Annotated in this window: 10 protein-coding genes and 1 riboswitch; of the genes, 9 read left to right on the plus strand and 1 reads right to left on the minus strand. The window is 39.9% G+C overall.

Features of this window, described 5'->3' with window-relative positions:
- The first annotated feature begins 23 nt into the window (after positions 1-23).
- Entirely contained in the window at positions 24-2,888 is a 2,865-nt protein-coding gene (gene valS, locus ADA56_RS08985; RefSeq protein WP_049370219.1) for a valine--tRNA ligase, read from the plus strand.
- 84 nt (positions 2,889-2,972) lie between these two features.
- On the opposite strand, the gene ydiJ is transcribed toward valS, so the two are convergent.
- Positions 2,973-6,050: a D-2-hydroxyglutarate dehydrogenase YdiJ gene (ydiJ, locus tag ADA56_RS08990; RefSeq protein WP_049370220.1), complete on the minus strand. Its 3,078-nt coding sequence runs from the start codon at positions 6,048-6,050 to the stop codon at positions 2,973-2,975.
- Positions 6,051-6,450: 400 nt separating this feature from the next.
- On the opposite strand from ydiJ, the gene ompA reads away from it, so the two are divergent.
- From ompA to thiQ, 8 genes are all read left to right on the plus strand, one after another.
- Positions 6,451-7,524, plus strand: a complete 1,074-nt coding sequence (ompA, locus tag ADA56_RS08995) for a porin OmpA (RefSeq protein WP_049370221.1) — start codon at positions 6,451-6,453, stop codon at positions 7,522-7,524.
- Between the two features lie 102 nt (positions 7,525-7,626).
- Entirely contained in the window at positions 7,627-8,208 is a 582-nt protein-coding gene (locus ADA56_RS09000; RefSeq protein ID WP_049370222.1) for a LemA family protein, read from the plus strand.
- Between the two features lie 9 nt (positions 8,209-8,217).
- Positions 8,218-8,667, plus strand: a complete 450-nt coding sequence (locus ADA56_RS09005) for a TPM domain-containing protein (protein ID WP_049370223.1) — start codon at positions 8,218-8,220, stop codon at positions 8,665-8,667.
- On the plus strand, positions 8,660-9,460 hold the full coding sequence (locus ADA56_RS09010) for a TPM domain-containing protein (RefSeq protein ID WP_049370224.1): 801 nt from the start codon (positions 8,660-8,662) through the stop codon (positions 9,458-9,460). The genes ADA56_RS09005 and ADA56_RS09010 overlap by 8 nt, the downstream gene beginning before the upstream one ends.
- A 75-nt stretch (positions 9,461-9,535) precedes the next feature.
- Positions 9,536-9,862 carry a Grx4 family monothiol glutaredoxin gene (grxD, locus tag ADA56_RS09015; protein WP_005699458.1) on the plus strand — a complete coding sequence of 109 codons (327 nt, stop codon included), beginning with the start codon at positions 9,536-9,538 and terminating at the stop codon, positions 9,860-9,862.
- Between the two features lie 143 nt (positions 9,863-10,005).
- A riboswitch (TPP riboswitch) is annotated at positions 10,006-10,098 on the plus strand.
- Between the two features lie 35 nt (positions 10,099-10,133).
- Positions 10,134-11,132: a thiamine ABC transporter substrate binding subunit gene (thiB, locus tag ADA56_RS09020; protein ID WP_049370225.1), complete on the plus strand. Its 999-nt coding sequence runs from the start codon at positions 10,134-10,136 to the stop codon at positions 11,130-11,132.
- A gap of 5 nt (positions 11,133-11,137) precedes the next feature.
- On the plus strand, positions 11,138-12,742 hold the full coding sequence (thiP, locus tag ADA56_RS09025; RefSeq protein WP_049370226.1) for a thiamine/thiamine pyrophosphate ABC transporter permease ThiP: 1,605 nt from the start codon (positions 11,138-11,140) through the stop codon (positions 12,740-12,742).
- The gene (gene thiQ / locus ADA56_RS09030) at positions 12,735-13,364 is read left to right on the plus strand and encodes a thiamine ABC transporter ATP-binding protein (protein WP_049370227.1); all 630 of its coding nucleotides are present in this window, start codon (positions 12,735-12,737) and stop codon (positions 13,362-13,364) included. The genes thiP and thiQ overlap by 8 nt, the downstream gene beginning before the upstream one ends.
- Positions 13,365-13,383 lie beyond the last annotated feature (19 nt).

Below are 13,383 nucleotides of genomic sequence, written 5' to 3' on the forward strand. Positions count from 1 at the left end.
CTCCTTACCAAAAGAGAGCAACAATGACACAAAAATTCGAAATGGCAGACCGTTTTAATCCGTCTGCGGTAGAACAAGCCCTTTATCAACATTGGGAAGAGAGCGGTTATTTTAAACCGTCTGAAAATGAAAACGCGCCGAGCTATTGCATTGCGATTCCGCCGCCGAATGTAACGGGTTCCCTACACATGGGGCATGCTTTCCAACAAACCCTAATGGATACCTTAATCCGTTTTAACCGTATGGAAGGGTATAATACCTTATGGCAAGCGGGCACAGACCATGCGGGTATCGCCACCCAAATGGTAGTGGAGCGTAAAATCGCCGCAGAAGAAGGCAAAACCCGCCACGATTATGGTCGAGAAGCGTTCATCAACAAAATTTGGGATTGGAAAGCCTATTCTGGCGGCACAATCAGCCAACAAATGCGTCGTTTAGGTAACTCAATCGACTGGGAACGTGAGCGTTTCACCATGGATGATGGTTTATCTAACGCGGTAAAAGAAGTGTTTGTTCGCTTGCACGAGGAAGGTTTGATTTACCGTGGCAAACGCTTGGTGAACTGGGATCCAAAACTTCATACCGCAATTTCCGATTTAGAAGTGGAAAACAAAGAGAGCAAAGGCTCCCTTTGGCACTTCCGCTATCCGTTAGCTAATGGTGCAAAAACGGCAGATGGTAAAGATTATTTAGTCGTCGCAACCACGCGTCCAGAAACCATGTTGGGCGATACGGCGGTTGCGGTGCATCCTGAAGATGAGCGTTACCAATCTTTAATTGGTAAAACTGTCGTTCTACCATTGGCAAACCGTGAAATTCCGATTATTGCCGATGAATATGTGGATCGTGAATTCGGTACCGGTGTAGTGAAAATCACCCCTGCGCACGACTTTAACGACTACGAAGTGGGTAAACGTCACAGCTTGCCGATGGTTAACGTGTTAACCTTAAATGCAGATATCCGTGATGAAGCGGAAATTATCGGTACTGATGGCAAACCGCTTGCGGGCTATGAAGCGACTATTCCTGCGGATTATCGTGGTTTAGAGCGTTTCGCTGCACGTAAGAAAATCGTGGCAGATTTTGAAGCGCTTGGTTTATTAGATGAAATTAAACCACATGATTTGAAAGTGCCTTATGGCGACCGCGGTGGTGTGCCGATTGAGCCGATGTTAACCGACCAATGGTATGTGAGCGTGAAACCGCTTGCTGATGTGGCGATTAAAGCGGTGGAAGATGGCGAAATCCAATTCGTGCCGAAACAATACGAAAACCTTTACTTCTCTTGGATGCGTGATATTCAAGATTGGTGTATCTCTCGCCAACTTTGGTGGGGACACCGTATTCCGGCGTGGTATGACGCGGAAGGTAACGTTTATGTTGCGCGTAACGAAGCAGAAGTGCGGTCAAAATATAACTTAGATTCTGCGGTTGAACTTAAACAAGATGAAGACGTGTTAGACACCTGGTTCTCATCAGGCTTATGGACGTTCTCTACTTTAGGTTGGCCAGAGCAAACTAAAGAGCTCAAAATGTTCCACCCGACAGATGTGTTAATTACCGGCTTCGACATCATCTTCTTCTGGGTTGCGCGTATGATTATGTTTACGATGCACTTCGTAAAAGATGAAAACGGTAAACCACAGGTGCCATTCAAAACCGTGTACGTAACGGGCTTAATCCGTGATGAAAACGGACAAAAAATGTCGAAATCGAAAGGTAACGTGCTCGATCCAATCGATATGATTGACGGTATCAGCCTTGAAGATTTACTTGAAAAACGTACCGGCAACATGATGCAACCGCAGTTGGCAGAGAAAATTGCCAAAGCGACCCGTAAAGAATTTGCTGAAGGTATTGCGGTTCACGGTACAGACGCATTACGTTTCACATTAGCGGCATTGGCTTCAAACGGTCGTGACATTAACTGGGATATGAAACGTTTAGAAGGCTACCGTAACTTCTGTAATAAATTGTGGAATGCAAGCCGTTTCGTATTAACGAATGAAAAATTAGACTTAAGCGAAGGTGAGATCGAGTTCTCATTGGCAGATCGTTGGATTCAATCAGAATTCAACCGCACAGTGGAAACTTTCCGTAACTCATTAAGCCAATATCGTTTTGACCTTTGTGCCAATGCGATTTATGAGTTTACTTGGAACCAATTCTGCGACTGGTATTTAGAATTAACTAAACCAGTATTTGCAAACGGTAATGCAGCACAAATCCGTGCGGCAAGCCAAACCTTGGTTCATGTGTTAGAAAAATTATTACGTTTAGCACACCCGCTCATTCCATTTATTACCGAAGAAATTTGGCAAAAAGTGAAAGGATTTGTGGGCATTACAGCTGACAGCATTATGTTACAACCTTTCCCACAAGTGGAAGAGAACGGCTTTGATCCAGAAGCAGAAGCTGAAATTGAGTGGTTAAAAGAAGTGATCGTTGCGGTACGTAACATCCGTGCAGAAAGCAACATCGCACCAAGTAAAGGCTTAGATCTGTTATTCCGTAATTTAAGTGCAGAAAATGCAAAAATTCTCGAAAAACAGACCGCTCTTTTAAAAGCCATGGCAAAATTAGACAACGTTCAAGTGTTAGCGGCAAACGAAACAGCACCACTTGCGGTAGCAAAACTCGTCGGTAATGCAGAATTGCTCGTACCAATGGCTGGCTTTATCAATAAAGAAGCAGAGCTTGCCCGTTTAACCAAAGAGATTGAAAAATATCAAAATGAAGTTAAACGTATTGAAAACAAACTCAGCAACGAAGCTTTCGTGGCTAAAGCGCCTGAAGCGGTGATTGCGAAAGAACGTGAAAAACAAGCGGAATACCAATCTGGATTAGAAAAAATCCAAGAGCAGTATAAAGCGATTGAAGCATTGTAGTCTTTAAATAAAGAATGCGGTCAGATTTAAAATCTGGCCGCTTTTTTATTTTCTACAATATTGTTATAAGTCGAAAAATCTACTTTAGTTATTTAACACTTCAAGCAATGCTTGAACAGGGTGTTTCAAGATGGCTTTTTCATATCGCTTCACTTGGCTACGGCAGGAATAACCGGTTGCGAGACAATAATTCGGATCTTTACCTTGTAATTTTTTGCCCCAAGATACGTCGTAAATATCTTTCGACATTGTTTGATTTTGAACCTCATGACCAAATACGCCCGCCATACCACAACAGCCGACTTTCTCAACGTTCAAGGTTTGTCCAAATTGCGCAAAAATATACTGCCATTCTTTTGGGCTGTTTGGCATAAAGGTGGATTCAGTACAATGAGGGAATAAATGCCACTCAAAAGTGCGGTCAGATTTTACAATATTTTTCACCGCACTTTGTAATGCGTTACTTTCTAATTGATTGGTCAGCCATTCATGTACTGTGAGTACATGGAAATCACCGCGAGAATCACCTAATGCTTCTTTATATTCATCACGATAAGAAAGCACAATAGCTGGATCTACGCCGACTAAAGGTACATTTAATTTGGCGACGCGATTTAAAAATTCCGCTTGTGTTTTCGCGGTTTTACTAAAGCGAGCTAAAAAACCTTTAATATGCATAGCTTTGCCATTCGGTTTAAAAGGCAGAAGGATTGGTGAGAATCCTAATTTTTGTGTGAGAGCGATAAAATCGCGAACCACTTTGGCATCGTAATAAGAGGTATATGGGTCTTGTACGATAAAGAGCATATTGGCTTTTTCTGTGGCACTGAGACCTTCCAATTCTTCTAATTTTTTGCCTTGATAACCAATTTCCACTAATTGTTGTTGAAGGTTTGGCTCTGAAAGGAGAGGCAAATCAGTCATGCCAAGCGTTTTTTCAACCACGCTTTGAGTAACTTTCAGCTTGGTGAAGTAATTGAATAATGCCGGTTGTTTCGCCATATAAGGTGCAGCAACTTCTAAATTCGCCACAATATGATCTTTGGCTGGGCGCAAATAACGACTGTGGTAGAAATGGAAAAATTTCGCACGGAAACTTGGTACATCAATTTTAATCGGGCATTGGCTTGCACAGGCTTTACAAGCCAGACAAGTATCCATTGCCGCTTTTACTTCATGTGAGAAGTCATACTCACCCCGCCATTTCTGCACGCTATTGCGAAAACGTTCTACAAGTGCGGTCAGTTTCACTTGTGTTTTATGAAAATCTAATTGATCAGGCGATACGTTTTCATTGGCCATTAATCGCAACCATTCTCGCACCATAGTGGCTCGTCCTTTTGGCGAGAATACGCGATTTTTACTCACTTTCATGGAAGGGCACATAATGCTGTGCTCATCAAAGTTAAAGCAAAGTCCGTTACCGTTACAATTCATCGCACCTTTGAATTCATCTCGCATTTGAATTGGGATTTGGCGATCATTGTCAGCACGCATTGGCGAGAGAATCGAATAGAGTTCAGCATTGCTATTAAGTGGCGTACAGATTTTACCTGGATTCAGACGATTGTTTGGATCAAATAAAAATTTCACATAACGTAATTCTTGCCAAAGTTCAGGTGTGAAGAATTTCTCGCCATAATGAGAACGTACACCTTTACCGTGTTCACCCCATAGCAAACCGCCGTATTTCACCGTGAGTTCAGCTACTTCATCTGAAATTAGTTTAAAGAGTTTTACTTGGTCTTTATCGCATAAGTCCAAAGCCGGGCGAACGTGCAATACGCCAGCATCCACATGACCAAACATCCCATATTGCAGATTGTGACTATCTAATAAGGCTCTAAATTCAGCAATGTAATCAGCAAGATGTTCTGGTGGCACACAGGTATCTTCCACAAAAGGAATCGGTTTGGCCGCACCTTTTGCATTACCTAATAGCCCCACCGCTTTTTTACGCATGGCGTAAATACGTTCAATAGAAGGCAAGTCAGAACAAAGTTGATAGCCGATAATATGATCTTTGCCTTGTGCAATTTTTTCATCTAATTGCTGACAAAGTGCGGTCACTTGGCTGTCGATTTTAGCTTGATTGTTGCCCGCATATTCAACAATGTTTAAACCAAGAATTGGATTTTGTTCTTCTTCTGTTAAAAGTTCTTTCACTGAATGCCAAATAATATCTTGCTTAGCAAGGTTCAGCACTTTGGAATCGATAGTTTCAACTGAAAGGGCATTGGCTTTCACCATAAAAGGCGCATTGCGAAGTGCTGCATCAAATGAACTGTACTTCACATTAATTAAGGTACGATATTTAGGAATCGGCAATAAATTGAGTTTAGCTTCGCAGATAAACGCAAGTGAACCTTCTGACCCTGTTAAAATTCGGGTGAGATTAAATTCACTTTCATCTTTATTAAAGACATTCTTAAGATCGTAACCGGTGAGAAAGCGATTGAGTTGTGGTAAATCTTGAATGATTGAGGCGCGCTTTTCTTTACAACGTTGGAAAATCGTTTGATGTAGTGTTTTTCCATTTTCTGCTAGTGGATAGTTTTCTAAAACATCGTCGGATTTGACCGCACTTGTATCTAATATTTCACCATTCATCAAAACAGAACGTAATGCTAAAACGTGATCAGAGGTTTTTCCGTATTGCAGTGAGCCTTGACCAGATGCATCGGTATTAATCATGCCGCCTAAGGTCGCACGATTGCTAGTGGAGAGCTCTGGTGCAAAGAATAATCCGTGAGGTTTTAAAAATTGGTTGAGTTGGTCTTTTACTACGCCCGCCTGCACGCGAACCCAACGTTCTTCTATATTAAGCTCTAAAATGCTCGTCATGTGGCGAGAGAGATCGACAATAATGTTGTTATTTATAGATTGTCCATTGGTACCCGTGCCGCCACCGCGAGGTGTAAAGGTTAGATGAAGATATTTCTCTTTATTGGCTAATTTGGTGATACGTACTACATCGGCAACAGATTTAGGGAATAAAATAGCCTGAGGAAGCTGCTGATAGACGCTGTTATCTGTCGCAAGACTTAAGCGGTCAGCATAATTTGAGGCAATATCACCTTCAAAATGCTGCTTTTGGAGTTCACTAAGATAATCACTTACCACGTTATTAAGTTGTGGCACATTAGAAAGACGGGGCAACATAAAATCACTCACCTATATAATAGAGAAGAAAGTGAATTTGATGATATATGAAGCTCAAAAAAAAGTCGATTTCAACAAAAGATATTTTTTGTTAGAATAGAAATCGGGTTAAAAATTAACCCGATTTTTGTGAACGAATGTTCATTTTAGGGGTTGTTTGTCTATAAAATAACCAAAAAGGGCAAAAAAAGTTTGATCTTTGATGTTTTTATAGGATAATAACCATACTTTTGAACGTTCCTTTGGCTATGGCAAAGGAATTGAATTTGTCAAAAGGATAAGTTAGGGCAAATTCAAAACCCTAGTTAAGCAACGTTTAGAGTGTTTCTTTTTTATAAAGTTCACAATAAACAAGGAAACTTTTCTTATTAATAACGATGACTAAATAGAGGACATCAAAATGAAAAAAACTGCAATCGCATTAGTCGTTGCTGGTTTAGCAGCAGCTTCAGTAGCTCAAGCAGCTCCACAAGAAAATACTTTCTATGCAGGTGCTAAAGTTGGTCAAGCATCTTTTCATGATGGTATCAAAGACAACTTAGGTTCTTATCACCGTAACTCTGTTACTTACGGTGTGTTTGGTGGTTACCAAATCTTAAACCGTGATAACTTAGGTTTAGCGGTAGAATTAGGCTATGATGACTTTGGTCGTGTTAAAGGTCGTGATTTAGGTAAAACTGACTTCAAACACACTAACCACGGTGCTCACTTAAGCTTTAAAGGTAGCTACAATCTTGGTGGTTTAACTTCTGCTTTAGAAGGCTTAGATGTTTATGGTCGTGCAGGCGTAGCATTAGTTCGTTCAGACTACAAATTCTATGATGTAACAAACGGTGGTGCTCGTATCCACGATGCTGGTCGTCATAGTTTACGTACTTCTGGTATGTTCGCAGCAGGTGTTGAATATGCATTACCATCATTACCAGAGTTAGCATTACGTTTAGAATATCAATGGTTAACTCGCGTGGGTAAATTACGTACTGAAGATCGTCCAAATAGCTCAGTAGACTACAACCCATGGATCGGTTCTATCAACGCTGGTTTATCTTACCGTTTCGGTCAAGGTGCTGCTCCAGTTGTTGCACCTGAAGTTGTAAGCAAAACTTTCAACTTAAGCTCTGATGTAACTTTCGCTTTCGGTAAAGCTAACTTAAAACCACAAGCTAAAGCAACTTTAGACGGTATCTATGGTGAAATCGCTCAAATCAACAACGCTAACGTAGCTGTTGCTGGTTATACAGACCGTATTGGTAAAGATGCACCAAACGTGAAATTATCACAACGTCGTGCAGACTCTGTAGCTAACTACTTAGTAGCTAAAGGTGTTCCAGCTCAAAGCATCTCTGCAGTTGGTCACGGTAAAGCTAACCCAGTTACAGGTTCTACTTGTGATGCGGTTAAAGGTCGTAAAGCACTTATCGCTTGTTTAGCACCAGACCGTCGTGTAGAAATCGCAGTTAACGGTACTAAATAATTTTATTTAGTTATCCATTAACGGATTAGCATTAGAAGACCTAAACTTCGGTTTAGGTCTTTTCTTATATAAATTAAACCTATAAATTGAAGGAATTTTTGAATGAAAAAGTGGATTATCTTGATTATTATCGCTGTCGTAGCGGGTTTAGGCTTAATGTCTAGCTACAATGGCTTAGTAAAAGCAGAAACTGAAATTGATTCTGTTTGGGCGAATGTTGAATCATCTTATCAACGTCGTGCTGATTTAATTCCAAACTTAGTGAATACTGTAAAAGGTCAAGCAAACTTTGAACAACAAACATTAACCAATGTAATCGAAGCGCGTGCAAAAGCGACACAAACTAAAATTGATCCGTCTAATTTAACGGAAGAACAATTAAACGAATTCCAACAAAACCAAAATCAAGTAGGTTCAGCATTATCTCGTTTACTTGTTACTGTAGAACAATACCCACAATTAAAAGCGAACGAAGGCTTTATGAACTTACAAGCGCAACTTGAAGGTACAGAAAACCGTATCAATGTGGCTCGTAATAAATTCAATGAAGCTGCACGTATTTATAATGAAAAAGTACGTCAATTCCCAACTAAATTAGCGGCAATGATTTTTGGTTTTAAAGCTAAACCTTACTTTAAATCAGCTGCAGGCGCTGAAAATGCACCAACTGTAAACTTTAACTAAGGTTTATCTATGCCATTCTTTTCCAGAATTCCAGTAGATAAAAAGCAAATCGAGGCGGCAATTAGTCGCCTCGAAAGCTTAAGTTCGGCTGAGTTACGTGTTTATATTGAACGCAAAGTACCAAAAGCTTCAGCACGATTGTCAGCAATGGAACGTGCTTTAGAAGTCTTTGATGAACTGGAAATGCATAAAACAGCGGCACAAAATGCCGTGTTGATTTATGTGGGATATAAAAATCATCTCTGTGCAATCGTAGGTGATAAAGGCATTCATCAATTTGTTGATGTGGCTTATTGGCAGTTACAATGTGATTTAATGATTGAGCAGTTTAAACAAAAAGCTTATACACAAGGCATTGTGGATGCGATAGATCGTATCAGTGATATTTTATCTCGCCATTTCCCTATTCAGCCTGATGATGTGAATGAATTATCTAATGAGGTAATTATTAATGGCTAAGCTTTTATCTTTTATGAAAAGTGCGGTTATTTTTAGCCTTGTTTTTTTTGCTCAAATGGTTGCTGCGGCAGAGTTTCCGCCTGCACCAAATCCTTTCCATTACATAAACGATTACACCAACACACTTTCATCAGAACATAAGCAAATTTTAGAAAATAAACTGATTGCTTATAGTAAAGAAACGAGTTCACAAATCGCTGTCGTTTTGGTTCCTACAACTGGTGAATATGAAATTGCTGATTATACCTTCGCTTTAGGTGATAAATGGGGTATTGGACGTAAAAATCTAAATAATGGCGTGTTGATGCTGATTGCGAAAAATGACCGCAAAGTTTTTATCGCAACAGGGCAAGGTTTAGAAGGTGTATTGCCGGATGCTTTTTTATCGCAAGTCATCCGTTCGGCAATTTTGCCACAATTTAAACAAGGCCAATATGCGCAAGGTATTAATGATGGCTTAAACCAAATTATTGCGGCAAGTAAAGGCGAGTTTGATGCAGCACAAGTTGAAGAAGATGCGTTCGATAAGTACATTCCATTCTTAATGGTATTGGCGTTTATTGCTATTGTATTATTTGGTGAGTTCCAATATCACAAAGATGAAGTCTATATTAGCCCGAATCAACGTGACCAACTGAATAAAATTATTCGTCAAAGTACGATTTCTCGTCGTCGTGGTGGCGGTTCCGGTTTCGGAGGCGGATTTGGTGGAGGCTTCGGTGGCGGTGGTTCTTCCGGTGGTGGCTTTGGTGGCGGTGGCTTCGGCGGCGGCGGAGCTGGTGGAAGTTGGTAAGACCAAGTCTTTCACTCAGGTTCTATCTTATGTTAGAATAGCGCCCTATTCAGACTTATTTGAACAAGGAACATTATGGAAACGTTAGACAAAATCAAAAAACAAATCGCTGAAAACCCAATTTTAATTTACATGAAAGGTTCTCCAAAATTACCTTCTTGTGGTTTCTCTGCGCGTGCATCTGAAGCATTAATGAATTGCAAAGTGCCTTTCGGCTATGTTGATATTCTTCAACACCCAGATATTCGTGCTGAATTACCAGCTTATGCAAACTGGCCAACTTTCCCACAATTATGGGTAGAAGGTGAGTTAATTGGTGGTTGTGATATTATTTTAGAAATGTATCAAGCTGGCGAACTTCAAACTTTATTAAGCGAAGTAGCGGCTAAACATCAAGCTTAATTGACGATAGATTACAAGATAAACCTGCTTTTTAGCAGGTTTTTTTTGCTCAAAAAATGATAAACCTGTTATAAAAATGTGATCAGATTAACATTTTTAAGTTAAATAACTTGTTGATAAAATTCCCTTACGTTAGACTACATCGCACTTAGTCGGGGTGCCAATATTAATGGCTGAGAAACACCCGTGAACCTGAAACAGATAATGCTGGCGTAGGAAACTAATCATCTCATTATGCTGTTTCGTTATGCAAAAATAAGGAGAACGCATAATGAACAAAACGCTTCCCATTTTAACCGCACTTTTTACCGCTTCCGCTTTCGCACAAGCCGCACCTCAAACATTAGATGTTTATACTTATGATTCATTTAGTGCCGATTGGAGTGCTGGACCAAAGGTTAAAGCAGCTTTTGAACAACAATTCCCGCAATGTAAGCTGAATTATGTGGCTTTTGATAATAATGGCACCTTGTTTAACCGTGTTCGTCTAGAAGGTAAAAAAATTAAAGCAGATGTGGTGCTCGGTTTAGATAGCTATCAAATTGAAGATGCACAAAAACTCAATATTTTTGAGCCAAATAAAGTGGATTTAAGCCTGTTACGTTTACCAATTAAATGGGAAAACCACACGTTCTTACCATTCGATTATGCACAATACGCGTTTATTTATGATAAAAATAAACTGACTAATCCACCAAAGAGCCTAAAAGAATTAGTTGAGCGTCAAGATCTTAAAGTGTTATATCAAGATCCGCGTACAAGCAGTATTGGACGTGGTTTATTACTTTGGATGAATGTAGTTTATCCAGAAGCAGATGTCGCAAATGCCTGGAAAACCCTTTCTAAACATACGGTCACGGTCACCAAAGGTTGGACTGAGTCTTATGGGGCTTTCTTAAAAGGCGAAGGGGATGTGGTTTTAAGCGTCAATACTTCACCGATTTACCATATTCTTTCTGAACAAAAAGACAATTATGTGGCAACGGAATTTGCAGAGGGTAGCGTATTACAAGTTGAAGTCGCGGCAAAAGTCGCTAACCGTAATAATGCCTGTGCTGATGAATTTTTAGGATTCTTACTTTCACCGCAAGCTCAAGCGGATATTGCCAAAAATAATGTGATGTTACCCGTAGTAGAGACCAATATTGAAAGTCATATTGATGCGCTTAATTCTCGCGCAAAATCAATGCGTATTTTAGATACCACGAAGGTGACAAGTGAGCAGCTTAAAGGCTGGATCAATCAATGGCAAAAAGCCTTATCTAAGTAGTATTAATGCGCTTATTGCAACATCCGCATTTTCGTCCTCGCCATTATTTGGGCGGAAGTGCGGTCATTTTTTTCATCGTTTTACTCTACGGTTTTTCCCTTTCTGCGGTTTTTTCAGTAGGAAGTGATTATGCCTTATCTGATTTCTTAAAAGACGATTATTTGCATCAAGTTATTGTCTTTAGTTTGGGGCAAGCATTCTTATCAGCCTTGTTTTCTAGCGTAATTGGAACGTTATTTGCACGTGCTTTCTTCTATTTAGATTTCAAAGGCAAATCGCTCATTTTACGCATTTTTTCACTTACCTTTGTCTTGCCTGCATTACTGGCTATTTTCGGTCTAATTGGTATTTATGGCACTGCCGGTTGGCTAACACAATTGCTGCAAACCCTAGGTATTTCATGGAAACCCTCCATTTATGGTTTAAGCGGCATTCTCATTGCCCATTTATTTTTTAATATTCCCTTAGCAGCCCGAATGAGTTTACAGGCTTTGCAAAGTGTACCGACCGAACAGCATCAACTTGCGGCACAATTGAATATCAAAGGTTTCACATTTTTCCGTTTAATTGAATGGCCTTATTTGAAAAGCCAAATCGTGTCAGCCTTTGTATTGATTTTTATGCTGTGCTTCACCAGTTTTACGATTGTCTTGGCACTGGGTGGCGGGCCACAAAACAGCACACTAGAAGTTGCCATTTACCAAGCCATTTTCTTTGAATTTGATTTACCCAAAGCCGCACTTTTTGCGCTTGTGCAATTTGCGTTTTGTTTTGCGTTATTTTCACTTTCACAATATTGGGCAAAAGCACCTGAAATGCAGATTTCACAACGTTATCGCTGGGTTTTGCCCTCTTCAAGTACGGTCAAATTTGGACATGTTTTTGTCTTATTCTCGGTGTGCTTATTTATTTTAAGTCCCTTATTCAATATCGTTTTCCAAGGTTTATCTGCAACTCAATTATTTGGCTATTGGCAAAACCCACAATTATGGAAAGCGCTTGCTTATTCATTAACCATGGCACCGACAGCCGGGATTTTATCGGTATTATTTGGATTCTTCTTATTGTTACTTTCCCGTCAACTGCAATGGTTATATCACCCTAAATTAGCTCACTTGATTTTAACGGGTGGCATGATGATTTTAGCCATTCCGACGATCGTTTTAGCAGTCGGCTTATTCCTTTGGTTGCAAGATATTGATTTCTCGGCAGGGCATTTGTTTGTGGTAGTATCTGTTTGTAACGCCTTGGCTGCCTTGCCATTTGTGATCAAAATTCTCAATACACCAATGAATCAATCGATGCAATATTATGAAAAACTCTGTTTATCGCTGAATATTACAGGCTGGCAGCGTTTTCGTTTAATTGAATATCCGCTACTAAAAGCACCGTTGAAATATGCCTTGGCGCTTGCAACGACCTTATCACTCGGTGATTTTACGGCGATAGCCTTATTTGGTAGCCCTAATTTTACTTCTTTACCTCATTTGCTTTATCAACAAATCGGGCAATATCGAAGCCAAGAAGCGGCAGTGACGGCATTGATTTTATTGGGCTTATGTTTAGGCTTATTTATGTTTATTGAAGGTCAGAAGGAACAGAATGATTAAATTAGATAATGTAGTCTTCAATTATCAATCCATGCCGATGGTGTTTGATTTACAGATTCAAGCGCAAGAAAAAATCGCCATCATTGGTGAAAGTGGCGCAGGAAAAAGTACCTTGCTGAATTTAATTGCCGGATTTGAATATGCTGATAGTGGCGAGATTTGGCTTAATGATGAAAATCATACCAAAACGGCACCTTTTGAACGCCCCGTTTCCATGCTATTTCAGGAAAATAATCTCTTTACTCATCTTTCCGTGGAAGAGAATATTGCTTTAGGTTTAAAACCGAATTTAGCCTTAAATGCAGAAGAAAAAGCACTTGTAGAACAAGCCGCAAAGGCGGTCAATTTACAGAATTTTTTAACACGAAAACCGACCGCACTTTCAGGTGGACAAAAACAGCGAGTGGCATTGGCGCGCTGTTTGCTACGAGATAAACCCATTTTATTATTGGATGAGCCTTTTTCAGCGCTTGATCCTAAACTACGCATTGAAATGCAGGATTTAATGGATCAATTATGTGAAGAAAAAAAACTCACCATGTTACTGGTAACGCACCAACCTAAAGAAATTGAACGGCATATTGATCGAGTGATCGAAATTCATCAAGGAAAAGTGATCTGATCTCTTTTTATCTTATTGC

The organism is Parahaemophilus parainfluenzae (assembly GCF_001055095.1).
Classification (GTDB): Bacteria; Pseudomonadota; Gammaproteobacteria; order Enterobacterales; family Pasteurellaceae; genus Haemophilus_D; species Haemophilus_D parainfluenzae_Z.